This window comes from Streptomyces sp. (assembly GCF_036524955.1).
Classification (GTDB): Bacteria; Actinomycetota; Actinomycetes; order Streptomycetales; family Streptomycetaceae; genus Actinacidiphila.
Genome location: NZ_DATDBG010000105.1, coordinates 1 through 24,653, shown reverse-complemented (window position 1 = coordinate 24,653; position 24,653 = coordinate 1). Strand labels below are relative to the sequence as shown.

Here is a 24,653-nt window from a genome sequence, read left to right as displayed (position 1 = left end):
GCACCGTCGCGGGCCTCCGACCGGCCCACCCCGTCGGGTCCACCCGCCGACCGGCCGCCGTCACCACCGCGTGGCGCAGCCGGCCGGCCTCCGCTCCCGGCGCGGCCGGAGACCCCGCCCGGGCGCGACGGGCGGCCGCGGTCGTCGTCGCGGGGCTGGCGCGGGTGGGTCACCGGGGGGCCTTCCGGGTGGCGGGGTTCACGTCGGTCACCTGCTGGGGGTGGTGGTCGCGGTGGGTGGGGGCGGTGGGGCCGTCGCCACCTGCGGAGTGCCGCGGACGGCGCCGTTCGGGGTGAGGAAGGCAGGGTTGCCGCCCGGGACCATGCCCAGTTCGCGGGCCCGGCGCTCCAGCGAGCCGGGTGCGCCGAACCGGTCGACCTCCTGCTGGAGCGCCTGCTGCTCGTCCGTGTACCCCGTGGTCTCCTTCTCCAGCTTGTTCAGCTCGAAGGAGTCCCGGTTGACCGCGGCGTTCAGCAGCAGCAGCGAGATCAGGCCACCGGCCAGCAGCGTCACGATCAGTACGACGAACGGGGTGCGCGCCGCGGTTGCGGACGGCCGCCCCAGCCGCCCCGGACTGAGGCCCGGACCGGGCGCGATCCGGGGGGACCCGATCCGGCCCGGCCCGCCCGGGCCCCTCCCGCCGCGCCCCGCCCCGCTCACCGTTCGTCCTCGCGAATGCGCTGCGCGCCGCGCAGCCGGGCAGGCGCGGCCCGCCGGTTCTCGGCGATCTCGTCCTCCGTGGGCAGCTCGGCACCCCGGGTGAGCAGCTTCAGCCGCGGCTGGTACCGCTCGGGCACCACCGGCAGCCCCGGCGGCGCCGTGTTCGCCGCGCCGGCCGCGAACACCTGCTTGACCAGCCGGTCCTCCAGCGATTGGTACGACAGCACGGCGATCCGCCCGCCGACAGCGAGCGAGGCGACGGCCGCCGGGATGGCCCGCTCCAGTACGGCCAGCTCGCCGTTGACCTCGATCCGCAGCGCCTGGAAGGTCCGCTTCGCCGGGTTGCCACCGGTGCGCTTGGCGGCCTGCGGCAGCGCGTTCCTGATCAGCTCCACCAGCCGCGCGCTGGTGGTGAAGGGTTCCCGCGCGCGTTCCCGCACCACCGCGTCCACGATCTTGCGGGCGAACTTCTCCTCCCCGTACGCGCGCAGGATCCGGACCAGCTCGCCCGGCGGGTAGGTGTTCAGCACCTCCGCCGCGCTGATCCCCTCGGACTGGTCCATCCGCATGTCCAGCGGCGCGTCCTGGGCGTACGCGAAGCCGCGGTCGGCCTCGTCGAGCTGCATGGAGGAGACACCGAGGTCGAACAGGACGCCCTGGACGCGGGGGGTGTCCAGGCGCTGGAGCACCTCGGGCAGCTCGTCGTAGACCGCGTGCACCAGGGTGGCCCGGTCGCCGAAGGGGGCCAGGCGCTCGGCGGAGAGCTTGAGGGCGGCGGGGTCGCGGTCGATGGCGATGAGGCGGGCGCTGGGGAAGGTGGCGAGCAGCGCCTCACTGTGCCCGCCGAGCCCGAGCGTCGCGTCCACCACGACCGGCCCCCGGCCTCCGGCATGGGAGACCCCCCCGGGCTCGGCGAGCGCGGGGGCCAGCAGGTCGAGGCAGCGCCGCAGCATCACCGGGACGTGCCGCGCCGGGTCGGAGGTGGACGAATCACTCATGGGGCCCTTTTCGGGTGTGGCGGCCGGGGGTGGCGGCCGGGGGCGGGCCGGCCCGGGGGCCGGCCGCCGTCGGCGGGAGGGTGGACGTAGAACCTGGTCCCCGCCCGCTCGGAGAGAAGTTCCCCTGGCACCGGGGAAGTGGTGCCAGCGGATCGGGGGAGCGGGAGGAGGCCGAGCCGTACGTCCGCGCGGAGGTGGTACACGGGGGGGGCGCGCGTGGCGTGGGGGCCGCGCTCACAGTAATCCGGGCGGAACCTCCTGGGACAAGGTCGAGAAGGTGTCCTCCTGGGTGGCCAGATACCGTTCCCAGGCGTCCGCCGACCAGATCTCCACCCTGCTGTTCGCGCCGATCACCGCGCAGTCACGGACCAGCCCCGCGTAGTCCCGCAGCGGCTGCGGGACGGTGACCCGGCCCTGCTTGTCGGGGATCTCGTCGTGCGCCCCCGCGAAGAGTATGCGCAGGTAGTCGCGGGCCGCCCGGGAGGTGAGCGGGGCAGCGGACAACTGTTCGGTGGCCGCCTTGAACCCGTCCACCGGCCACACGCACAGGCAGCGTTCCTGCCCGCGGGTGATCACCAGCCCCTCGGCGAGCTGCTCACGGAATCGGGCGGGCAGCACCAGGCGGTTCTTGTCGTCCAGCCGCGGGGTGTACGTCCCGAGGAACATGCACACCTCCCGCAGACGGCACCACTTCGCGCCACTTTACTCCACCATGCCCCACCGTCAACGAAGGAGCGGGCGCGGGCGCGCCACCCGCCCGAGCGGCCGGCAACCCCTTGTGGGTTCCGTCACATCGTGCGGGTGACCGGTCGTTTTCCAGGGTTTCGCCGGACTTCACAGCGGGCCCGGTGGCGCCCTGAGCCGTACCGTCATAGACATGTCGATATCTGTCAGTGGTCTCCCCGGGTCGTCCGAGTCTTCGCCAACCCCCGCAACCGCGTCCGTTACCGACCGACTCGTCGAGGCGAACAAGCGCTACGCCGCGGCCTTCCAGGACCCGGGCATGGGTGCCCGGCCCGTCCTGAAGGTGGCCGTGGTCGCCTGCATGGACGCCCGCATCGACCTGCACGAGGCCCTGGGCCTCGAACTGGGCGACTGCCACACCATCCGCAACGCGGGCGGCGTGGTCACCGACGACACCATCCGCTCGCTCACCATCAGCCAGCGCGCGCTGGGCACCCGGTCCGTGGTGCTGATCCACCACACCGGCTGCGGCCTGCAGTCCATCACCGAGGACTTCCGTACCGAACTGGAGCAGGAGGTCGGCCAGCGCCCCACCTGGGCGGTGGAGGCGTTCACCGACGTCGACCAGGACGTCCGGCAGTCCATGGCCAGGGTCCGCACCTCACCCTTTCTCACCCACACCGACGACGTGCGGGGCTTCGTCTTCGACGTCCACACCGGCCTGCTGCGGGAAATCACGAACAAGTAACGGCAGTCGAGTGACGTGAGGTGCCCCGGAAGGGAAGAATGCAGCGTGGGGCACGACTCGTGAGCTGCGAGCGTTGCTGTCGGGGAGGGCCGGCCCAGGGATGGCCGCGTCCCTAGGAACAGGCCGAGGAGTACCGGGTGACGACCTTTGACGCACGAGCAAGCCTGAGCGATCTGACCACGACGGCGGAGCGGGTGCGCCGCAGCGTGGAGAACGTGATCGAGGGCAAGCCCGAGGTCGTACGGATCGCCCTGACGGTGCTGCTCGCCGAGGGGCACCTGCTGATCGAGGACGTGCCAGGGGTCGGGAAGACGATGCTGTCCAAGGCCCTGGCACGTTCGATCGACTGCTCGGTGCGGCGGATCCAGTTCACCCCCGACCTGCTGCCCTCGGACATCACCGGGGTCAGCGTCTTCGACCAGCAGCAGCGGGACTTCGAGTTCAAGCCGGGCGCGATCTTCGCCCAGATCGTGGTGGGCGACGAGATCAACCGCGCCTCACCCAAGACGCAGTCCGCGCTGCTGGAGTCGATGGAGGAGCGGCAGGTCACCATCGACGGCACCACCTATGAACTGCCCAGCCCGTTCATGGTGATCGCCACCCAGAACCCGGTGGAGATGGAGGGCACGTACCCGCTGCCGGAGGCGCAGCGGGACCGGTTCACCGCCCGCGTCTCCATCGGCTACCCGAGCCCGGACGCCGAGTTGAAGATGCTGGACGTGCACGGCGGGGTCTCCCCGCTGGACGACCTCCAGCCGGTGGCGCACGCGCACGAGATCGTGAAACTCATCGAGGCGGTACGGGAGGTGCACGTCTCCGACCCGGTCCGGCGGTACGCGGTCACGCTGGTCGGCGCCACCCGCACCCACCCCGACCTGCGGCTCGGCGGCTCGCCCCGGGCCACCTTGCATCTGGTGCGCGCGGCCCGGGCGTCCGCGGCGCTCGACGGGCGGGACTACGTACTCCCCGACGACGTGCAGTCGCTGGCGTCCGCGGTGCTGGCGCACCGTCTGCTGCCCACCGCCCAGGCACAGTTGAACCGGCGCACCCCCGAGCAGGTGGTGGCCGAGATCGTGCAGCGCGTGCCGGTTCCCGATCAGTCCGCCGGAGGCCGGCCGCAGCCGCCCGCCGGCCGTCCGCAGGACGCTCCGGGCACCCGGGGGCTGTGATGGCCGAACCCGTCCCCCCGCCGTCGACCGCCGCGCCGGGTGGGCGGCCGGGAGGCGGCGGTTTCCGGTCGGCGCTCGGCGGACTCACCACCCGCGGCCGGTCCTTCGTGGCCGCCGGGGTCGCCGCCGCGGTCTGTTCGTACGTGCTCGGGCAGGCGGACCTGCTGCGGGTCGGCCTGCTGCTCGCGGCGCTGCCCCTGGTCTGCGTGCTCGTGCTCTACCGCACGCGCTACCGGGTCGCGGGCAGCCGTCGGCTGTCGCCGTCCCGGGTGCCCGCGATGTCCGAGGCGCGGGTGCACCTGCGGGTCGACAACGTCTCCCGCGTCCCCAGCGGCCTGCTGATGCTCCAGGACCGGGTGCCGTACGTGCTCGGCCCGCGTCCCCGGTTCGTGCTGGACCGGGTGGAGCCCGGCGGCCACCGCGAGGTGTCCTACCGGGTCCGTTCCGACCTGCGCGGCCGTTACCCGCTGGGCCCGCTGCAACTGCGGCTCACCGACCCGTTCGGCATGTGCGAACTGACCCGCTCCTTCAGCGCGTACGACACCCTGACCGTGGTGCCGCGGGTCGAAGCGCTGCCCCCGGTGCGGCTGGCCGGCGAGGCGTCCGGGTACGGCGAGAGCCGGACCCGCGCGCTGGCGCTGGCCGGTGACGACGACGTGATCCCGCGCGGCTACCGGCACGGCGACGACCTGCGCCGCGTGCACTGGCGGTCCACCGCGAAGTACGGCGAGCTGATGGTGCGGCGCGAGGAGCAGCCCAACCGCGCGCGCTGCACGGTGCTGCTGGACACCCGGCGCGAGGCGTACGTGGGCGCCGGGCCCGACTCCGCCTTCGAGTGGGCGGTTTCCGGCGCCGCCTCGGTCGCCGCCCACATGCTGGAGCGCGGCTTCGCGGTGCGGCTGCTGACCGACAGCGGCACCAGCGTCCCCGGCCCGGAGGGTACCGCCGGATTCGGCGGCGACTCTCCCTCCACCTTCGGCGGGGGGACCCCCACCGACATGACCGGCGTCCTGCTGGACACCCTCGCGGTGGTGGAGCACTCCGAGGGCCGGGACCTGTCGGCCGCCTACGAGGTGCTGCGGTCCGGCGGCGAAGGGCTGCTGGTGGCGTTCCTCGGCGACCTGGACGACGAGAACCAGGCGGCCGGTGTCGCCAGGATGCGGCAGCGCACCGGCGGCGCGATCGCGTTCGTCCTCGGCAGCGACGACTGGCTGTCCGGCGAGCCGGCCGGGCGGCACGACGGGGCCGCCGAGGCCGCCGCGCCCGCCGGGGCGTCCGGCGCGCCGGACGGGTCCGGGCAGGCGGTGCGGATGCTGCGTGAGGCCGGCTGGACGGTGGTGGAGGTGCCGCCCGGGGCCGCGCTGCCGGAACTGTGGCAGCGGGCGGACCGTTACCGCTCCCGGGACGCGCAGCACGGAGCGGGGGCCAGGACATGACGGGGGCCGGGACATGAGCGGACGGGCGCGGCTGACGGTGTTCGCGGCGGCGGCCTCGATGATGGCCGCCTGCGCGCTGCTGCCGCTGACCACCCCGAACGGCTGGCTCTTCCAGGCGCTGCTGTGCGTCTGCCTCCAGTCCGGGATCGGCGCGGCGGCCCGCCGGGTGCCGCTGGCCCGGCCGCTGACCGTGCTGGCCCAGACGCTGGTGTCGCTGATCGTGCTCACCATGATCTTCGCCTCGGAGCAGGCGCTCGGCGGCATACTGCCGGGGCCGGCCGCCCTGACCGAACTCGGCGGGCGGATACGGGACGGGCTCACCGACGTCGGCAACTTCGCGATCCCCGCACCCGTGACGCCCGGCATCAGGATTCTGCTGGTCGGCGGGGTGGTGGTGATCGCGCTCGCGGTGGACGCGATCGCGGTGACCTACCACAGCGCGGCCCCGGCGGGACTGCCGCTGCTCGCGCTGTACTCGGTCGCGGCCGGGCTGTCCGAAGGCGGCGCGCAAGGGCTGTACTTCCTGATCGCCGCCTCCGGCTACCTGCTCCTGCTGCTCGCCGAGGGCCGCGACCGGCTGTCGCGCTGGGGCCGGGTCTTCGGCGGCGGTCCGGCGGGCGGCCGACCCGGCCGCCCGGCCGCGTCCGCCGCGGGCGGTACGGCGACGGCGCCGATGCGCACCGGCCGCCGGATCGGGGCGATGGCGCTGGGGATCGCGCTGGTCGCGCCCGCCGTGCTGCCGTCGCTGGGCACCGGGCTGCTGGACACCAACCGCGGCGGTGCCGGGTCCGGGGGCGGCGGCGGGCGCGGCGGCTCGGTCAACCTGGTGGCCGCCCTCCAGGACGACCTCAACCAGCCCGACAACCACGAGGTGCTGACGTACCGTACGGACTCCACCGAGACCGGCAGCATGTACCTGCGGATCGCGGCGCTCGACAGGTTCGACGGCAAGCAGTGGTCGCCGTCGGGCTTCGACACCGAGGAGATCCCGGCGACGCTGCCGGTACCGGAGGGCCTGGGCGCGGGTGTCAAGTACACGACGGTCAGCACGCAGCTCCAGGCGGACGGCACCTATGTGCAGGGCCTGCTGCCGATGCCGTACCCCGCGACGGCCGTGCGGGCGCCGGGGAAGTGGAAGTACCAGCCGGAGGGCCGCATGGTCATCGGCGACCACGGGCAGACCGCGGCCGGGGTGCGCTACACCGTCACGAGCCTGCAGCTCCAGCCGACCGCGAACCAGCTCGCCGAGGCGCCGTCCGCGACCGGGCGGATCGCCGAGCAGTACACGAAGGTGCCGGACTCGCTGCCGCCGGTGGTCGCGGAGACCGCGCGGACGGTGACGCAGACCGCGACGAACGACTACGAACGGGGACTCGCCCTCCAGCGGTACTTCACCTCCGGGCAGTTCGTCTACAACACGCAGGCGAAGTCGGGGACCGGGGTCGACGCGATCGCGCGGTTCCTGCAGACGCGGGAGGGTTTCTGCGTCCACTTCGCCTTCACGATGGCGACGATGGCCCGCACCCTGAACATTCCGGCGCGGGTCGCGATCGGCTTCACGCCCGGCTCGCAGGACTCCGACGGGACGATGTCGGTGGGGCTCAAGGACGCGCACGCGTGGCCCGAGCTGTACTTCGAGGGGACCGGCTGGACGCGGTTCGAGCCGACGCCGTACCGGGGGACGGAGCCCGCGTACACCCAGACCACGACCACCGGCGGCAACAACGAGCGGGACGACACGGCGCCGCACGGCGCCACCACGACACCGGCCCCGAGCCCGTCGGCGTCGGCAAGCTGCGCGCCGGAGAACCGGCGGCCCGGTGACTGCGGGCAGCCCGCGGCGGCGACCGGGAACGGTTCGGGCGGTGGGGGCTTCGGCCCGCCGCGGATCCTCCTGATCTCGCTGCTGGCGCTGCTGGCGCTGCTGGTTCCGACGACGCCGCTGCTGTGGCGGACCCGGGTGCGGGCCCGGCGGCTCGACGGCGGCGGGGCACTGACCGGCGGTGCGGTCGGGTCGGGCACGGGCGCCGACACGGCAGCGGTGGGGCCGGGCGGCTCGCCGCTGTCGCGGCGGGCGGAGAGCAGGGTCCTGCTGGCGTGGCGCGAGGTGGTCGACACCGGGTGGGACTACGGAATCATGCCGGACGACTCCGAGACGCCGCGGCGGGCGATGGCCCGGCTGATCAAGGACGGCAGGCTGTCCGGGCAGGCGGCCGCCTCGGCCGGCACACTGGCCACAGCGGTCGAGCAGACGCTGTACGCGCCGCACCCGCGGCCCACGGCCGGGCTCGCCGCGGAGGTCCACCGCGTACGCGCGGGCCTGCACGACGCGGCGCCGCTCCGCATCCGCCTGCGTGCCCTCCTCCTCCCGCGCTCCTCCGCCCGCCTCCTCTGGTCCGCCTCCGCACGCTGGTTCTCCCTCACCCAGCGCCTCTCGGAGCGCACCGCGGTCCTCGCGGAGCCCCTGCGCAAGCGACTGACCCGCCGGGCGTAGCGGAGGTCCGTCCGCGGGTTCTCCTCGCCGTCGGCGGTTGCCCGTCCGTGACGACTGCGGGCAGCCGCCGACGGCGAGGAACCCTCCACGAGAGAGTCAGCCGGCATCGGGTCCCGGGTGTGGGGTCCCCGCCGGAGACAGGGGGTGAGAGGAGAAAGCCCGCGCCGTCAGGCGCGGGCGTCGGTACGGCGGAGGTTACTGACCCTGCTCGTCGCGGCGCCGCTGCCACCGCTCTTCGATCCGGTCCATCACCTTGCCGCGGCGCGGCTGGTGGCGGCGGCCACCGAGACGACGGGCGTGCGGAGCGGTCGGAGGATGCTCACCCGGCTTCGTGGCCCTGCGCCAGCCGTTGACCGCGAGCACCGCGCAGGCCAGCATCACGAGGAAGCCGACCACGCTGATCCAGAGCTGCTGTGCGATCAGACCGCCCATGAGCAGCCCGATGCCTACGAGGAAACCCGCCACGGCCAAGTAGACGCGCCGCCGGGTGTACGTGCGCAGCCCGCTTCCCTCAAGCGCCGACGCGAACTTGGGATCCTCGGCGTACAGCGCTCGCTCCATCTGCTCGAGCATGCGCTGCTCATGCTCCGAGAGCGGCACGGAGACCTCCTACTCGTCGGTCGCGGGAGACGACCGTTCCGACCCTTTCAGGATAGGCAGGGATTCGCCCCCGTGAAACCCGCCCCACTGCGCTAATCCGACGGGGCTGTCATTCCCCGTCCGCCGTTACGTCATGCCAGCATACGGTCAGCAAAGGCGCTGCGGGCGGCGTGTGACGGACTGCCTCTCGTCAGCTCCGGTCCGCGACCGGTCAGCCCCGCTCGCCGAGCACGTGCAACTGGGTCGCCACCGAGTGGAAGCCGGGCTCCTCGGCGGCTGCCAGCTCCAGTCTGAGCAGCGCTTCCAGCGCGCCCGGCTCGGTGTCCACCAGCGCCCCGGAGACGAGATCGGCGAAGACCCGCACCCCGTGCACGGCGGCGGTGCGCAGGCCCGCCTCGGTGACCAGCCGGATCAGCTGGTCCGCGGTGAAGCGGCGCGGCAGGGGGTCCCCGCCGCCCCATCGGCCGTCCGGGTCGCCGAGCGCGTGCTGGGCCTCGGCGAAGTGCCCGGCCAGGGCGCGGGCCAGTACGGCTCCGCCGCGCCCGGCGGCGAGCAGGCTGAGTGCGCCCGCAGGCCGCAGCGCGCCCACCGCGTTGCGCACGCCTTCCGCGGGGTCCTCCACGTACTCCAGCACGCCGTGGCACAGGACCATGTCGTACGTGGCGGCCTCGACGACCTCCAGCAGGCAGTGGGTGTCGCCCTGGACGCCCTGGACCCGTTCGGTCACCCCGGCCTCGGCGGCCCGTCGCTCCAGCGCGAACAGAGCGTCGGGGCTGGGGTCGACGACGGTGACCCGGTGGCCGAGCCGGGCGACGGGCACGGCGAAGTTGCCGGTGCCGCCGCCGGTGTCCAGCACGTCGAGCGCGGCCGTGTCCGAGGTCTTGGCCCGCCGCTCCAGGGCATCGCGCAGGACCTCCCACACCACGGCGGTACGGAGGCTGGCACGGGGGCGCATCGGGTCCACCCCTCCTTGGCGGGACATGGCGGGCGGCTCTCCTCGCGGGCGGCTGGTCACATCGATCACATCGGACGCCACCAACTCTAGGGCCTGCCGCCCTGCCCGGGCCCTCGCACGCGACCGCCGCGGCGGGGGGTGCCGGTCCTCCCGCCGCGTGGTGCCCAGCGGGGCGCTGAGCGGTGGATGCGGCGTGGATGCGGTGGATGCAGTGGATGCGGTGGATGCGGTGGATGCCGGCACCGCGGGGCAGCGGCGTGCCGCGTGCCGCCACCGCGGCGGCGCGCGGGGACGCCGCCGTCCCCACCGGCCCGCGGCCGGACGCTCAGCGGGCCCCGGGCGCGGGGTCCCGCTGCCGCGGGGCGGGGTGGAGCAGCAGCATCCGCTCGACCAGCCGCAGGAACATGCCGACGGCCCGTATCAGGTCGTCCGCGTCCCGGGCGCCGGCGGCGTCGGCGATGCCGGCCTCGGCCCGTGCCCTGCGGGTCGCGCCGGCCGCGAACAGCGCGCTCCACTCGGCCAGTTCGGGGGCGACCTCGGGCAGCACCTCCCAGGCGCTGCGTATCCTGCGGCGGCGCGCGGCGGCCCGCCGGGTGCCATCGGGCCGGCCACGGACGGCCAGCACGGCGGCGGCGGTGCGCAGCGCGGCCAGGTGGGCGGTCGCATAGCGCTCGTTCGGAGTCTCCAGGAGCGCGGCCTCTTCAAGGCCGATGTGCGCCTGGGTGAGCAGGTCGAGTGCGGCGGGCGCGGCGGTGGCGCGGCGCGGCACAGGGTGGATGTCGCTGAGGGGAGCTTCCATGGCGAGCCTCCTTTCTCCGTACGCCCCATCCTGAGGCCCCCCACTGACAATCGCCCTGACCTGCACGAACGCTCCCAGTGCGGCACCGCACCGGAATCATGTCGGCCGGTTTGCCGAAAGCGCTCCCGGAGCCGTGAACGTGCCTGCCTCCAGGCGGGCAGAATCAGGTCCATGAGTACCGCACGACGCCGGGCCACGCGGCAGAAGCTCTACGAGGCCGCCGTCACCCTCATCGCCGAGCAGGGGTTCTCCGCCACCACGGTCGACGAGATCGCCGAACGGGCCGGAGTCGCCAAGGGCACCGTCTACTACAACTTCGCCAGCAAGAACGATCTCTTCGAGGAGTTGCTCCGGCACGGCGTGGGACTGCTCACCCATTCCCTGCGGAGGGCGGCCGAGCACGCGACGGCCCGCGGCGGCACCAGGGTGGACGCGCTGGACGAGATGATCCGGGCCGGGCTGGCGTTCATCGCCCGCTATCCGTCCTTCACCCAGCTCTACGTCGCCGAGTTGTGGCGTACCAACCGCACCTGGCAGGACACCTTGATGATGGTCCGCCAGGAGGCGGTCGCGGTGGTCGAGACGGTGCTCGGCGAGGCCGTCGCGGCCGACGAGCTGAGCGACGAGATCGACGTACCGCTGACCGCGTCCGCGCTGTTCGGCATGGTGCTGGTGGCGGCGCTCGACTGGCAGGCGTTCCAGCCGGAGCGGAGCCTGGACGAGGTGCACGCGGCGCTGTCGCGCCTGCTCCAGGGGAGGGTCGGCGGGACCGCCGACCCCGCCCAGCCGTACGGTTCCGGGGCTGGCGCCTGACCGCACGCCCGCGCCCCCAACACGCACGCACCCGCCCGCGCCCCGGCCGCGGGCCCCCTGCCGGCCCTCGCACCCCGCCCTCGCACCCCCGCCGCACGCAGACGTACCCGGTGCCCTAGAGTCCGCCCATGTCCGTACTCCCGCTCGTCTTCACCAGCGGCTGGGCCAGCGGGATCAACGCCTACGCCGTCGTGCTGCTGCTCGGCGTCATGGGCGCGACGGGGGCGACCGACGAGGTGCCCGCCTCGCTGCACCGCACCGACGTGCTGGTGATCGCCGGGGTGCTGTTCCTCTGCGAGGCCGTCGCCGACAAGATCCCTTACCTGGACTCGGCGTGGGACGCCGTGCACACGCTGGTCCGGCCGGTCTCCGGCGGCGTGGTGGCCGCGCTGCTCGCCGGGCAGGACGGTTCGCTGCCGCAGCTCGCGGCGGGCGCTGTCGGAGGTTCCACCGCGCTCGCCAGCCATCTGGTCAAGGCCGGCACCAGGATGGCGGTCAACACCTCGCCCGAGCCGGCCAGCAACATCCTGCTCAGCCTCGCCGAGGACGTGACGGTCGCCGGGATCATCGTCGTCGCCCTCTTCCACCCGCTGGCCGCGGCCCTGGTCGCGGCGGCGCTGCTGGCGGCCGGCGTCACGCTGGTGGTCTTCCTCCTCTCCCGCATCCGCCGGTTCTGGCGGCGCAGGCGGGAGAGGGCGGCCGGACGGCGGCCGGGCACCAGCACCCCGGCGCCGACCTGACCGGGGCCCCGGCGCTACAGTCCCTGCCATGGCACGCATCGCGGTGATCGGCGCGGGTATGGGCTCGCTGGCGACGGCTGCCCGGCTCGCCACCGGCGGCCACCGGGTGGTGGTCCACGAGCGGGCGGACACCTACGGCGGGAGCGTCGGGCGGTACGCGCGGGACGGCTTCGCCTTCGACACGGGCCCGGGTCTGCTGTTGCTGCCCGCCGTCTACCGCGACCTGTTCGTGAAGACCGGGCGGGAGAGCCTGGAGCGTTGCGTCGACCTCGCGCGGGCCGATCCGGCGAGCCGTCATCTCTTCGCCGACGGCACGGACGTCGCCCTGCCGAACGCCTCCCGGTCCGGGGTGATCGAGGCGCTGGACGCCGCGTTCGGCGCGGGCAGCGGGGAGCGCTGGAGCGATGTCATGGTCCGGGCGCGGGAGGCATGGGAGGTCACTCGGCGCCCGCTGCTGGAGGAAGTCCTCGACGACCCCCGGGCGGCGGCCCGCGACCCGTATCCGGCCACCGTGCGGCGCGGGCTGTTCCGGCGCGGTACCCCGACCCTCGCGGAGGTGGGCGCACGGGAGTTGGGCGACCCGCGGCTCGCCGCGGTGCTGGAGGCGTACGCCCTCGGGTACGGCCTCGACCCGCGCTCGGCGCCGGCCGCCACGGCCGTACTGCCGTATCTGGAGCAGACCTTCGGGGTCTGGTACGTGCGCGGCGGTGGGATGCGGGCGCTGGCCGACGCGGTGTACGAGCGGTGCCTGGCCCGGAACGTGGAATTCCGCTTCGGCGCGGCAGTGGTGGAGGTGCTGGAGAAGGACCACCGCGCGGTGGGCGTCGAACTGGCCGACGGCAGCCGCTGGGAGGCCGATGCCGTGGTCGCGGGCGCGCCCCTTCCCGCCCTCTGGGCCGACCAGGTCGTGCCGTGGGAGTACCGGGACGAGTGGCCGTCCGCGGGCCCGCCGCACGAGCCCGGCCGCTGCACCGTCCACCTGGCGCTGCGCGGCGCGCGCCCGGCCGGCACCGCCCACCGTACGGTCGTCCACGCGCCGGACCGGGAGCAGGAGCTGGGCTGGGTGTTCGGCCCGCGCGGCAGCGAACTCCCCGACGGGGACCTCACCGTCACCGTGCTGCGGCCGGACGACCCCGCCACGCGCCCCGACGACGGGCACGAAGCCGTCACCCTGACCGCGACCGTCCCCCCGCACACCCCCGGCGGCGTGGACTGGGACGCCCCCGGCGTGGCCGACGCCTTCGCCGCGCGGATGGCCGCCGCAGCGGAGGCCGCCGTACCGGGCCTGCGGGAGCGGGAGATGTGGCGGACCGTACGGACACCCGCGGACACCGAGCGGGAGACCGGCGCCCCCGGCGGCTCCGTACCGTCCCCGGTGCTGGCCGGCGCGGGCGGCGCCCTGCTGCGGGCCGCCAACCGCTCCCCCGTGGGGGGCCTGTACTTCGTCGGCGGCTGGGCCCACCCCGGCGGCGGCCTGCCGCACGCGGGCATGTCCGGCGCGATCGTCGCCGACCTGATCGCGGGCGGTCCCGGCGGCAGCCGGTAGATCCCGCCTTCAAGATCCTTAAGCCGGCATCCGCCCGAATTCAACTGATCGGGCGGAAAAGCCCGGCGTACCCTCACGGTGGCGGACAGCAGCCGCCTAGCGTGAGGGGCGGTCTGCTGATCGCCGAGCGGAAGGTCCTACCCGACATGCCGCAGCCCTTCGAACTTCCCCGGTTCTACGTGCCGTACCCGGCACGGCTCAACCCCCGCCTGGAACAGGCCAGGGAGCATTCCAAGGCATGGGCCCGCGAGTTCACGATGATCGAGGGTTCGGGCATCTGGGACGAGGCGGACTTCGACTCCCACGACTACGCGCTGCTGTGCGCCTACACCCACCCCGACGCCTCCGGCCCGGAACTCGACCTGGTCACCGACTGGTACGTGTGGGTGTTCTTCTTCGACGACCACTTCCTCGAACTGTTCAAGCGCAGCCGGGACATGCCCGGCGCGAAGGCCTACCTGGACCGGCTGCCCGCCTTCATGCCCGTCGACCCGACCCGGCCGGTGCCGGAGCCCACCAACCCGGTGGAGGCGGGCCTGGCCGACCTGTGGGCGCGTACGGTGCCGGTGATGTCGGAGGGCTGGCGCAGGCGCTTCGCGGAGAGCACCCAGCATCTGCTGGAGGAGTCGCTGTGGGAGCTCTCCAACATCAACGCGGGCCGGGTGTCCAACCCCATCGAGTACATCGAGATGCGCCGCAAGGTGGGCGGCGCGCCCTGGTCGGCCAACCTGATCGAGCACGCGGCGCAGGCCGAGGTGCCCGACGTGATCGCGGCCGCCCGTCCGATGCGGGTGCTGCGCGACACCTTCGCCGACGGCGTCCACCTGCGCAACGACCTGTTCTCGTACCAGCGGGAGATCGAGGACGAGGGCGAACTGTCCAACGCGGTGCTGGTGCTGGAGCGGTTCCTGGGACTGAGTACGCAGGAGGCCGCGGACTCGGTGAACGATCTGCTGACCTCCCGGCTCCAGCAGTTCGAGCACACCGCGCTCACCGAGGTGGAGCCGCTGTTCCAGCAGCACGGGCTCGGCCCGCGGGAACGGCTGGACGTGTTCGCGTACGTCAAGGGCCTGCAGGACTGGCAGTCGGGCGGGCACGAGTGGCACCTGCGCTCCAGCCGCTACATGAACGGCGCGCACGACGACGCCCGCCCGGCGGGCACGCTGGGCGGACCGACCGGGCTCGGCACCTCGGCCGCGCAGATCGTCCCCTCGCTGGCCGCGACCATGCCGCAGCGCGTGCGCGCCTTCACGCACGTGCCGCACCAGCCGGTCGGCTGGGTGGAACTCCCCGAGATCCCGATGCCGTTCGAGCTCCGGCTCAGCCCGCACCTGGACGCCGCACGCCGGCACAGCCTGGAGTGGACCCGGCGGATGGGCATCCTCGACACCGATCCCGGCTTCCCGGTGCCGGGAGGGCTGTGGAACGAGGAGAAGCTCGCCGCGTACGACCTCGCGCTGTGCTCGGCCGGCATCCACCCGGAGGCCGACCCGGACGGGCTGAACCTCACCACGGACTGGCTGGCCTGGGGGACGTACGGCGACGACTACTACCCGATCGTCTTCGGCCGCGGCTCCGACCTGTCCGCGGCGCGGGTGGCCACCGACCGGTTCCGCCTGTTCATGCCGCTGGACGCGGGCCCGGTGCCGCCGCCGCTGACCGCGCTGGAGCGCGGGCTGGCCGATCTGTGGCCGCGCACCGCGGGCCCGATGTCGCCCGAGGAGCGGCGCAGGTTCCGTACGTCGATCGAGGAGATGTGCGAGAGCTGGGTGTGGGAGGTGGCCAACCAGAAGCAGAACCGCATCCCCGACCCGGTCGACTACATCGAGATGCGCCGCAAGACCTTCGGCTCCGACCTCACCATGAGCCTGTCGCGGATCGGCCACAGCGACGCGCTGCCCGCCGAGATCTACCGGTCGCGCCCGGTCCAGGCGATGGAGCGGGCCGCCATGGACTACGCCTGCCTGCTCAACGACGTGTTCTCGTACCGCAAGGAGATCGAGTTCGAGGGCGAGATCCACAACGCCGTCCTGGTCGTGCAGAACTTCCTCACCTGCGGTCCGCAGGAGGCGATGGGGGTGGCCGGGGATCTGATGGCCGCCCGGATGCGGGAGTTCCAGCACATCACCGAGACTCAGTTACCCGCGCTCTTCGAGGAGTTCGCGCTGGACGCGGCCGCGCAGCGGGTGCTGCTCGGCTACGCGCACGAGTTGAAGGACTGGATGGCGGGGATTCTCAACTGGCACCAGGGCTGCGACCGGTACAAGGAGGAGACGCTGCTGCGGCACTTCCCCCATGTGGCGGCGGCGGTTCCGGGGGCGCCGGTCTCGGCGGAGCCGGTGTGGGGCGGGCAGCGGGGGCTGTCCGGCCTCGGCCTGTCGGGGTTGGGGACGGCGGGGCTGGGGACGGCGGCAGCGCGGCTGCCGGCGCTGCTGGCCGGGCGCTGAGCGCGACGCTCGTCCGAGCGGGGTCCCGGGCCCGGCGGTCAGTGGCGGTAGGGGTCGTGGGGGTCGGCGTACTCCGCCTGCTCGGCGGTGTGGCGAGGCTGCGCCGGGTGCTGCTCGTACGGCGACTCGTGCGGCTGCTGGGGGATGTACGGCTGCGCCTGCGGGTCGTAGCCGTAGCCCCCGGCGTACGGGTCGGGCCCCGTCTGCGGGTCCCGGTAGGAACCCGGGTACGGCTCGGAGTGCTTGGGGTGCGGCTGCGGCGTCCAGTCACCGGTGCCGCCGGTGACCTGGGCGCCGTACCCGTCGTACCCGTCGTAGCCGCCCCCGGTGTCGTACGAGGCCGCCGCCGGCTGCTCCTGCCCGTAGCCGTACCCCGGGCCGCCCCAGCCGCCGCCGGACTGCTGCCAGTAGCCCCCCTCGTCGTAACCGCCTTCGTAACCGCCCTCGTACGAGGCGGTGGCCGCCGCGGGCTGGTTCTCGCCGTCCCAGCCCGCGTACCCCTGCGCGCCGTACCCCTCGGAGCCCCCGCTGGTGTACGGATCGGGGGTGTACGAGGACTGGCCGTCGTACAGCGGGTACTCGTCGCTGTCCTCCGGCATCGGGAGGGGCTGGTAGACCGGCTGGAACACGTCCTGATCGGCGGGGCCTTCCTCGTCGGCGCGGGGTGCGGCGCCCGTGTACTCCGCCGTGTACTCCGCCTCGACGGGCGTGACTTCGAGGGTGGGTCCGGTGTTCCGGGGGACGGCGCCCCTGCGGCGGCGGCTGGAGCCGGGACGGCCGCCCAGCGCCCAGCCGGTGGAGAAGCCGCGCTTGTAGGAGAGCGTGACGAAGGTCTGTCCGGTGCCGAACGCGACCGCGCCGAGCAGGATCACCACCGCCTCGCGCAGGGCCACCCCGCCGACCACGCCCATGAACCCGCCGAGGGCCAGCAACCGCCAGCGCAGCCGCGCCTTGTACTGGAGCAGCACCTCACCGAGCAGCCACAGCGCGACGATGCCGAATGCGACGTAGAGCACCGAGTAGCCCATGTGCCCGCCCACTTCCCTCAGCTAGGAGCCTATGGGCGCCCGTCCGGAGCCCGTCACGCCCGCTGGTGCAGACCGAGGTTCTCGTAGATCTCCAGCGATGCGGTGGAGTGGTTAAGAGTAATGAAGTGCAGCCCGGGAATGTCCTCGGCCATCAGACGCCGGCACATCTCGGTGGTGAACTCGATGCCGATCGCGCGGACCGCGTCCGGGTCGTCCTGCACCGCGAGAATGCGTCGCGCCAGGTCGGGCGGGAACGGTGCGTTGCCGAGCTGGGCGAAGCGCTCGATCTGCCGCACGTTGGTGACCGGCATGACCTCGGGGATGATCGGGACCGTGCAGCCGGCCGCGTCGACCCGGTCGCGCAGCCGGAGGTAGTCCTCGGCGTCGAAGAACATCTGGGTGATCGCGAAGTCCGCGCCCGCCCGGCACTTGTCGATGAAGTGCCGGGTGTCGGCGGCCGGGTCGGTGGAGCGCGGGTGCATCTCGGTGAACGCGGCCACGCCCACGCAGAAGTCGCCGGACTCCTTGATCAGCCGCACCAGTTCGGCCGCGTAGGTCAGGCCCTGCGGGTGCCGGATCCACTCGGCGAGCGGGTCGCCGGGCGGGTCGCCGCGCACCGCGAGGATGTTGCGGATGCCGGCGTCGGCGTACTGCCCGATGATGTTGCGCAGTTCGGCGACCGAGTGGTTCACGGCGGTCAGGTGCGCGCACGGTGTGAGGGTCGTGTCGGAGACGATCCGGTCGGTGGCCCGGACGGTGCCCTCCCGTGAGGACCCGCCGGCCCCGTACGTGACGGAGACGAACGTGGGCCGGACCGCCTCGATCCTGCGGATCGCGTTCCACAGCGTCCGCTCGCCCTTCTCGGTCCTGGGAGCGGCGAACTCGAAGGAGTACGAGCGCCCCCCGCCCGCGAGCAGCTCACGGATGGTGGTCGCTCGGTCTGTACGTGTGGAGGCGGTTCCCAGGGCCATGCATGCAGGCTAACTGCCGCTGACGACCGTGCGTAACGATACTGGGCGATATGGCTGGTTACGCCCGTTTCCAGTCCACTTATTGGACAAACGGGGGTGACCGGGGGGCGCGTGCTCTCGCGGGGAGCGCGGTCACCGGCCTTCGTGGGACCGTACCGCCTTCGCCAGCTCGCGCGCCGCCGCGCCCGGGTCGGGCGCCTCGGTGAGGGCGCGGACGACGACGATCCGCCGGGCGCCCGCGTCCAGCACCTGGTGGACGTTGTCCCTGTCGATGCCGCCGATCGCGAACCAGGGGCGCTGGGCACCCAGCGCGGCGGCGTACCGGACGAGGTCCAGGCCGGGGGCCGGACGGCCGGGCTTGGTCGGGGTCGGCCAGACGGGCCCGGTGCAGAAGTAGTCCGCACCGGGCTGGACGGCGGCTGCCGCGACCTCCGCCTCGGTGTGGCAGGAGCGGCCGATCAGCACGTCGTCGCCGAGCAGGGCGCGGGCGGCCGGCACGGGGAGGTCGCCCTGCCCCAGGTGCAGGACGTCCGCGCCGGCCGCGTGGGCGACGTCGGCCCGGTCGTTGACCGCGAGCAGCTTGCCGTGGCGGCGGCACGCCTCGGCGAGCACGGCGAGCGCCGCCAGCTCCTCGCCGGCCTCGATGCCCTTCTGGCGGAGCTGGATGACGTCCACGCCGCCGCCGAGCACGGCGTCCGCGAAGTCGGCGAGGCCGTCCGGTCCGCCGCGCGCGCCGCGCGTGTCGGTGCACAGGTACAGCCGGGCGTCGGCGAGCCGTTCGCGTGCGGTGGTCATCCGGGCTCCCCAGGTCGGCGCCCGGCGGTCGCCGCTACGGGCGGCCGGGTCGGGCGCGGGCTACACGGCGAGCGCCTGCGCGCGGCGCTTCACCTCGGTCCCGCGATTCTCGCGCAGTGCCTGGGCGGGGGTGCCGGGCAGGGTCGAGTCGGGCGTGAAGAGCCACTCCAGCGCCTCCTCGTCCGTGAACCCGTCGTCCTTGAGCAGGGTGAGGGTACCGGGCAGTCCCTTGATGATCTTGCCCTCCCCGATGAAGTCGCTCGGCACCATCAGTGCCTTGTTCTCACCGCGGCGCACCGCGATGAGCTGCCCTTCCTTGATCAGAGGCCGGATCCGGGTCACTTCGAGACCAAGACGCTCGGCGACCTCGGGCAGGGTGAGCCAGGAGGGGACCAGAGCGTCAATCTGTGCGTCAACCGACGAGAAAACAGTCACGAGACAAGCGTGCCACCCGGCACCGACAAGCGCTGCGGCACGCCACCGTTCGGACGGTTTCCGGGCCGGACCGGCGGCGCGGCGCGGGAACGGCGCCTTCCAGGTGGCCGATGCCGGGCCTGACGGAGCCGGTGCGCGGCGGCGCGGCGGCGGACGGCCGCTGCCGTGGCCGAGCACGGTTCCGCGCGCGGCGGCCTCGACCCGGTCGCCGAGCGAGGTGCTCGGTGCCGTGCGGTTCGACGAGGCGGACGGCGGCCGGTCCCCGCCTGCCCGGTGGTGGGCCAGGCCCGGCACGTCCTCCGGGGCCCTGGTCCGGGCGCCGGCCGGCCCGCACCGGCTCAGCGGACGGCCGACTTGAGCTGGACGGACGGGTCCGCGGCGACCGCGGGGTCGATCACCGCGGATCGGGTGATCAGCTTGCGGCCCTGCGTCAGGTCGCGCGGCCGGTCCACCGCGAGCAGGGCGACCAGCACGCCGTCCCGCAGCCACAGCACCGACCAGGACGGCGCGGACAGGTCGCCGCGGGTCAGCACGGCGTCGGCCGTGGTGTGGTGCCCCGCGTACTGCACGAAGCGCCCGAACTGCTCGGACCAGAAGTACGGCACCGGGTCGTACCGCTCGTCGTCGCCCAGCAGGTTGGCCGCGGCGGTCCGCGGGCCCTGCACGGCGTTGTCCCAGTGGTGGACGAGCAGCCGCTCCCCGTAGCGGGCTGACGGGAAGGACGCGCAGTCGCCGACCGCGAAGACACCGTCCGCGGTGGTCCGCAGCCGGTCGTCGGCGAGTACGGCGCCGTCGCCCCCGGAGTCCAGCGCGACACCCGAACCGCCGAGCCAGCCGGTGGCCGGACGGGCCCCGATGCCGACGACGACGGCCTCGGCCGGCAGCCGCGCGCCGTCCACCAGCACGACCTCGCCCGGCTCCACGGCCGCGACCGGCGTGCCGGTGCGCAGTTCCACGCCCGCCTCCTCGTACCAGCCGCGCATCGGCTCGGTGACGTCGGCGGGCAGCGCCCGGGCCAGCGGCCGGTCCGCGGCCTCCACGACGGTCACCGCGCAGCCGGCCTGCCGCGCGGCCGTGGCGAACTCGGCGCCGATCCAGCCAGCTCCGACCACCACGACCTGCCGCCGCTGGTCGAGTACGGGCCGCAGCGCCGACGCGTCGTCCAGGGTGCGCAGCGGATGGACGTCCGGCAGGCCGGAGGTGCCCGGCAGGGTGACCGCGTAGGCGCCGGTGGCCACGACCAGGCGGTCGTACGGGATCACGCCGGTGTCCGTCACCACCTCGCGTTCGTCCGCCCGGAGGGCTTGCGCCCGCAGGCCGAGCCGCAACTCGACCCCGAGTGCGTCGAAGTCCACCTCGAACCGTACGTCCACTCCTTGTTTGCCGCCCGCCGCCCCGAGCAGCACGGACTTCGACAGCGGCGGGCGGTCGTACGGCGCGTGCGGTTCCTCTCCGAGCAGGGTGATGCCGCCGCGCCAGCCTTGCTGCCGCAGCTCCACGGCGGTCTGCACTCCGGCCATTCCTGCCCCGACGATCACCGCATTCAGCTCACTCACGCGATCACGGTAGCCCGCCGAGGGGTGCGTGCGGACCGCCCGCGCCCGGCGGTGCGGAGTGCTTCCCGCACTCACCTGCCTATCGGCGGGGGCCCCGCACCCGTTCGGGGGTCCCCGGTGAAGGTTCCTCGCCCTCGGCAGCTGCCCGTGGTCGTCACGGGCAGCCGCCGGCGGCGGGCGAGCCCACGGAGCAGACCGTCAGCCGCCCTCGGATCCGCCCGGCGTGGCGGGCGGGGAACAAGCGCGGGCGGGGAGCAAGCGCGGGCGGGGAACAGGCCCGCACCACCCGGCGCGGGCACCCCGTACGCGCCCCGCAGCGGGTCGCAGGGCTAAGGTGGTCGGGCCAGAGAACACGCGGGAGCCCGGGCGGACCGGGCTGAGAGGGCGGCTGGGCGGCCGCCGACCGTACGAACCTGATCCGGGTCATGCCGGCGAAGGGAGGGCGGGTACTCCATGCGAACCTCCGCGCAGAGGTCCGTACCAGCGGCTCAGCGAACGGCCGATCCGACGACCGGGCCGATGTCCGGGTCGACACCTTGGCCGACGACCGGGCCGGCGACCGGGCCGGCGACCGGGCCGGCGACCGGGCAAGCAGCTGCGGAAGCCCTGGAGGCAACCGCACAACCGATCACGCGAACGGCCGCACCCCCGTCCGCGCCCGGGGCCGCCCGAGGCCACGACGTCCTGGTGATCGGCGGCGGCATCATCGGCCTGGTCACGGCCTGGCGGGCCGCGCAACGGGGCCTGCGCACCGCCGTCGCCGACCCCGAACCCGGTGGCGGGGCCGCGCGGGTCGCGGCCGGGATGCTCGCCGCGGTCACCGAACTGCAGTACGGCGAGCAGACACTGCTCGACCTCAACCTCGCCTCGGCGAACCGTTATCCGGACTTCGCGGCGGAGCTGACGGAGCTGACCGGGCTGGACACCGGCTACCGGCCGTGCGGCACCCTCGCGGTCGCGCTGGACGCCGACGACCGCGCGGACCTGCGCGACCTGCACGCCTTCCAGACCTCACTCGGCCTGCACTCGCAGTGGCTCAGCGGACGGGACTGCCGCCGCCTGGAGCCGCTGCTCGCCCCGGGCGTCCGCGGGGGCCTGCGGGTGGACGGCGACCACCAGGTCGATCCGCGCCGGCTGGCCGCCGCGCTGCTGCGGGCCGCGGAACTGGCCGGCGTGACGTTCCTGCGGTCCGCGGTGGCCCGCGTGGAGTGCGCCGGCGACCGGGTGACGGGCGCGCTGCTCGCCGACGGAACCACCGTGGCGGCGGACCGTACGGTGCTGGCCGCGGGCAGCGAGAGCGGCCGGATCGCGGGGCTGCCGCAGCACGTGCTGCCGCCGGTCCGCCCGGTGAAGGGCCAGGTGCTGCGGCTGCGGATGCCGGCCGCGCACGGGCCGTTTCTGTCCCGTACGGTACGGGCGGTGGTCCGCGGCAGCCACGTCTACCTGGTGCCGCGGGAGAACGGCGAGCTCGTACTCGGCGCGACGAGCGAGGAGTTCGGCTGGGACACCACGGTCACCGCGGGCGGGGTCTACGAACTGCTGCGGGACGCACACGAGCTGGTACCGGGGATCACCGAACTGCCGCTCACCGAGACGCTGGCCGGGCTGCGCCCCGGCTCCCCGGACAACGCCCCGCTGCTCGGGGCGGCCGCGCTGGACGGGCTGGTGCTCGCCACCGGGCACCACCGCAACGGCGTGCTGCTCACCCCGATCACCGGCGACGCGCTGGCCGAGGTGCTGGTGAGCGGTGAACTGCCCGACTACGCACGGCCGTTCGCGGCCGGGCGGTTCGGGCACGCACGGCAGGAGCAGACCGTATGACCATCACCGTGCTGGTCAACGGCGAACGGCGGGCGCTGGACCCGCCGGTCGCCCTGGACGCGGTCGTGGCGACGCTCACCACCGCCCCGTCCGGAGTGGCCGCCGCGCTCAACGAGACCGTCGTCCCCCGGTCCCGCTGGTCCGCCACCGTCCTGGGCCACGGCGACCGGGTCGAGGTCCTCACCGCAGTGCAGGGAGGCTGAGACATGACCGTGACGACCGCCGGGAGCACCGACCGCGCCGAACCGCTGCGGATCGGCGACGCCGTCTTCTCGTCCCGGCTGATCATGGGTACGGGCGGGGCGCCCAGCCTGGAGGTGCTGGAGCAGGCACTGGTCGCCTCCGGAACGGAGCTGACCACGGTCGCGATGCGGCGACTCGACCCCACGACGAAGGGTTCGGTGCTGTCGGTGCTGGCCCGGCACGGCATCCGGGTGCTGCCGAACACCGCGGGCTGCTTCACCGCGGGCGAGGCCGTGCTCACCGCGCGGCTGGCCCGCGAGGCGCTGGGGACGGACTGGGTGAAGCTGGAGGTCATCGCGGACGAGCGCACGCTGCTGCCGGACCCGGTGGAACTGCTCGACGCGGCCGAGACCCTGGTCGACGACGGCTTCACCGTCCTGCCGTACACCAACGACGACCCCGTCCTCGCGCGCCGGCTGGAGGACGCCGGCTGCGCCGCGATCATGCCGCTCGGCTCGCCGATCGGCTCCGGCCTCGGCATCCGCAACCCGCACAACTTCCAGCTCATCACGGAACGCGCCACCGTCCCCGTCATCCTCGACGCGGGCGCCGGCACCGCCTCCGACGCGTCCCTCGCCATGGAACTCGGCTGCGCCGCGGTGATGCTCGCGTCCGCCGTCACCCGGGCCCGGCACCCCACGCTGATGGCCCACGCGATGCGCCACGCCGTCGCCGCGGGCCACCTCGCCCACCGGGCCGGCCGCATCCCCCGCCGCCACCACGCACTGGCCTCCAGCCCGGCGGCCGGAACCGCCGCCCTCGACCCCGAACGGCCCGCCTTCTGAACCGCGACCGCCGCGGGAAGGGTCACGGAACTGTCCCGGAACGCCACGGGCGGGACACAGTGGGCGCGTACCGCCGGATGGGGTACGCCGGGCTCGTAGAATCGGGCGTCGTGGACATCACGGTGCAGGATCCGCTCGTCGGGCAGGTGCTGGACGGGCGTTATCGGGTCGAGGGGCGGATCGCCGTCGGTGGGATGGCGACGGTGTACCGGGCTGTCGACACCAGGCTCGACCGGACGCTCGCGTTGAAGGTGATGCATCCCGGGCTGGCCGCGGACAGCGGGTTCGTGGAGCGGTTCATCCGGGAGGCGAAGGCCGTCGCCCGACTGGCGCACCCGAACGTGGTCGGGATGTACGACCAGGGCACCGACGGCACGTACGTGTATCTGGCGATGGAGTACGTGGCCGGCTGCACACTGCGTGACGTACTGCGCGAGCGCGGGGCGCTCCCACCCCGCGCCGCGCTGGACATCCTGGAACCGGTTCTCGCCGCGCTCGGCGCCGCGCACCGGGCCGGGCTGATCCACCGGGACATGAAGCCGGAGAACGTACTGATAGGCGACGACGGCCGGGTGAAGGTCGCCGACTTCGGCCTGGTGCGGGCGGTGGACACACAGACCGGCGCGAGCACCGGCTCGGTGCTGGGCACCGTCTCCTACCTCGCGCCCGAGCAGATCGAGCACGGCACCGTCGACCAGCGCACCGACGTGTACGCGTGCGGGGTCGTGCTGTACGAGATGCTGACCGGCCGGAAGCCGCACACCGGCAGCACCCCGATGCAGGTGATCTTCCAGCACCTCAACGAGGACGTGCCCGCCCCCTCAGCCGCCGCGCCCGGCGTCGCGCCGGGGCTGGACGCCCTGGTGGCGCGGGCCGCCGCCCGCGACCCGCGGGGCCGCCCGTCCGACGCGGTGGACATGCTGGCCGAGG

The 24,653-nt window shown here is 73.9% G+C and carries 23 protein-coding genes and 1 riboswitch; of the genes, 12 read left to right on the top strand and 11 right to left on the bottom strand.

The features are described from left to right. Positions 1–207: 207 nt before the first annotated feature. From VIW71_RS09340 to mraZ, 3 genes are all read right to left on the bottom strand, one after another. The gene (locus VIW71_RS09340) at positions 208–660 is read right to left on the bottom strand and encodes a cell division protein FtsL (RefSeq protein WP_414720708.1); all 453 of its coding nucleotides are present in this window, start codon (positions 658–660) and stop codon (positions 208–210) included. Further along, positions 657–1,658: a 16S rRNA (cytosine(1402)-N(4))-methyltransferase RsmH gene (gene rsmH, locus VIW71_RS09335; RefSeq protein WP_331621593.1), complete on the bottom strand. Its 1,002-nt coding sequence runs from the start codon at positions 1,656–1,658 to the stop codon at positions 657–659. The genes VIW71_RS09340 and rsmH overlap by 4 nt, the downstream gene beginning before the upstream one ends. Positions 1,659–1,892: 234 nt before the next feature. Continuing rightward, positions 1,893–2,324, bottom strand: coding sequence for a division/cell wall cluster transcriptional repressor MraZ (gene mraZ, locus VIW71_RS09330; RefSeq protein WP_331621592.1), 432 nt, complete (start codon positions 2,322–2,324; stop codon positions 1,893–1,895). A gap of 211 nt (positions 2,325–2,535) precedes the next feature. On the opposite strand from mraZ, the gene VIW71_RS09325 reads away from it, so the two are divergent. From VIW71_RS09325 to VIW71_RS09310, 4 genes are all read left to right on the top strand, one after another. Next, entirely contained in the window at positions 2,536–3,090 is a 555-nt protein-coding gene (locus VIW71_RS09325) for a beta-class carbonic anhydrase (protein WP_331621591.1), read from the top strand. A 137-nt stretch (positions 3,091–3,227) separates the two neighbouring features. After that, positions 3,228–4,259: an AAA family ATPase gene (locus tag VIW71_RS09320; RefSeq protein WP_331621589.1), complete on the top strand. Its 1,032-nt coding sequence runs from the start codon at positions 3,228–3,230 to the stop codon at positions 4,257–4,259. Further along, positions 4,259–5,695, top strand: a complete 1,437-nt coding sequence (locus tag VIW71_RS09315) for a DUF58 domain-containing protein (RefSeq protein ID WP_331621588.1) — start codon at positions 4,259–4,261, stop codon at positions 5,693–5,695. The genes VIW71_RS09320 and VIW71_RS09315 overlap by 1 nt, the downstream gene beginning before the upstream one ends. A 13-nt stretch (positions 5,696–5,708) precedes the next feature. Continuing rightward, on the top strand, positions 5,709–8,189 hold the full coding sequence (locus tag VIW71_RS09310) for a transglutaminase TgpA family protein (protein ID WP_331621587.1): 2,481 nt from the start codon (positions 5,709–5,711) through the stop codon (positions 8,187–8,189). Positions 8,190–8,384: 195 nt separating this feature from the next. Here the strand turns inward: VIW71_RS09310 and VIW71_RS09305 are convergent, their stop codons facing one another. From VIW71_RS09305 to VIW71_RS09295, 3 genes are all read right to left on the bottom strand, one after another. Next, positions 8,385–8,789: a DUF3040 domain-containing protein gene (locus tag VIW71_RS09305; RefSeq protein WP_331621586.1), complete on the bottom strand. Its 405-nt coding sequence runs from the start codon at positions 8,787–8,789 to the stop codon at positions 8,385–8,387. A 211-nt stretch (positions 8,790–9,000) separates the two neighbouring features. Next, the gene (locus VIW71_RS09300; protein ID WP_331621585.1) at positions 9,001–9,771 is read right to left on the bottom strand and encodes a methyltransferase; all 771 of its coding nucleotides are present in this window, start codon (positions 9,769–9,771) and stop codon (positions 9,001–9,003) included. Between the two features lie 298 nt (positions 9,772–10,069). Further along, complete coding sequence (locus tag VIW71_RS09295; protein ID WP_331621584.1) at positions 10,070–10,543, bottom strand: SAV_6107 family HEPN domain-containing protein; 474 nt, start codon at positions 10,541–10,543, stop codon at positions 10,070–10,072. Positions 10,544–10,714: 171 nt separating this feature from the next. Between VIW71_RS09295 and VIW71_RS09290 the strand changes: the two genes are divergently transcribed. The 4 genes from VIW71_RS09290 to VIW71_RS09275 all read left to right on the top strand — a co-directional run bounded on the left by VIW71_RS09290 (position 10,715) and on the right by VIW71_RS09275 (position 16,089). Next, the gene (locus tag VIW71_RS09290; protein WP_331621583.1) at positions 10,715–11,356 is read left to right on the top strand and encodes a TetR/AcrR family transcriptional regulator; all 642 of its coding nucleotides are present in this window, start codon (positions 10,715–10,717) and stop codon (positions 11,354–11,356) included. Positions 11,357–11,484: 128 nt separating this feature from the next. Continuing rightward, complete coding sequence (locus tag VIW71_RS09285; RefSeq protein WP_331621581.1) at positions 11,485–12,096, top strand: DUF4126 domain-containing protein; 612 nt, start codon at positions 11,485–11,487, stop codon at positions 12,094–12,096. Positions 12,097–12,124: 28 nt separating this feature from the next. Further along, complete coding sequence (locus VIW71_RS09280; RefSeq protein ID WP_331621580.1) at positions 12,125–13,642, top strand: phytoene desaturase family protein; 1,518 nt, start codon at positions 12,125–12,127, stop codon at positions 13,640–13,642. Between the two features lie 146 nt (positions 13,643–13,788). Continuing rightward, positions 13,789–16,089 (top strand): terpene synthase family protein, encoded by a 2,301-nt coding sequence (locus VIW71_RS09275; protein WP_331621579.1) that lies wholly within the window; start codon positions 13,789–13,791, stop codon positions 16,087–16,089. A gap of 38 nt (positions 16,090–16,127) precedes the next feature. On the opposite strand, the gene VIW71_RS09270 is transcribed toward VIW71_RS09275, so the two are convergent. The 5 genes from VIW71_RS09270 to VIW71_RS09250 all read right to left on the bottom strand — a co-directional run bounded on the left by VIW71_RS09270 (position 16,128) and on the right by VIW71_RS09250 (position 20,874). Then, entirely contained in the window at positions 16,128–17,117 is a 990-nt protein-coding gene (locus VIW71_RS09270; RefSeq protein ID WP_331621578.1) for a hypothetical protein, read from the bottom strand. A gap of 53 nt (positions 17,118–17,170) precedes the next feature. Further along, a complete protein-coding gene (gene metF, locus VIW71_RS09265; protein WP_331621577.1) occupies positions 17,171–18,088 on the bottom strand; it encodes a methylenetetrahydrofolate reductase [NAD(P)H] in 918 nt (305 codons plus the stop codon). Between the two features lie 132 nt (positions 18,089–18,220). Then, positions 18,221–18,883: a thiamine phosphate synthase gene (thiE, locus tag VIW71_RS09260; protein WP_331621575.1), complete on the bottom strand. Its 663-nt coding sequence runs from the start codon at positions 18,881–18,883 to the stop codon at positions 18,221–18,223. Positions 18,884–18,943: 60 nt separating this feature from the next. Continuing rightward, on the bottom strand, positions 18,944–19,318 hold the full coding sequence (locus VIW71_RS09255; RefSeq protein WP_331621574.1) for an Rv2175c family DNA-binding protein: 375 nt from the start codon (positions 19,316–19,318) through the stop codon (positions 18,944–18,946). 338 nt (positions 19,319–19,656) lie between these two features. After that, positions 19,657–20,874 carry an NAD(P)/FAD-dependent oxidoreductase gene (locus VIW71_RS09250; RefSeq protein ID WP_331621573.1) on the bottom strand — a complete coding sequence of 406 codons (1,218 nt, stop codon included), beginning with the start codon at positions 20,872–20,874 and terminating at the stop codon, positions 19,657–19,659. 344 nt (positions 20,875–21,218) lie between these two features. Next, positions 21,219–21,331: riboswitch (TPP riboswitch) on the top strand. A gap of 230 nt (positions 21,332–21,561) precedes the next feature. Here VIW71_RS09250 and thiO point away from each other — a divergent pair. The 4 genes from thiO to VIW71_RS09230 form a co-directional block, all read left to right on the top strand. Continuing rightward, positions 21,562–22,695, top strand: coding sequence for a glycine oxidase ThiO (gene thiO / locus VIW71_RS09245; RefSeq protein WP_414720707.1), 1,134 nt, complete (start codon positions 21,562–21,564; stop codon positions 22,693–22,695). Beyond that, positions 22,692–22,898, top strand: coding sequence for a sulfur carrier protein ThiS (thiS, locus tag VIW71_RS09240; RefSeq protein WP_331621572.1), 207 nt, complete (start codon positions 22,692–22,694; stop codon positions 22,896–22,898). The genes thiO and thiS overlap by 4 nt, the downstream gene beginning before the upstream one ends. A gap of 3 nt (positions 22,899–22,901) precedes the next feature. Further along, positions 22,902–23,723: a thiazole synthase gene (locus VIW71_RS09235; RefSeq protein ID WP_331621571.1), complete on the top strand. Its 822-nt coding sequence runs from the start codon at positions 22,902–22,904 to the stop codon at positions 23,721–23,723. Positions 23,724–23,833: 110 nt separating this feature from the next. After that, positions 23,834–24,653, top strand: an 820-nt coding sequence (locus tag VIW71_RS09230) for a protein kinase domain-containing protein (RefSeq protein ID WP_331621570.1), incomplete at its 3' end; no start/stop codon positions are given.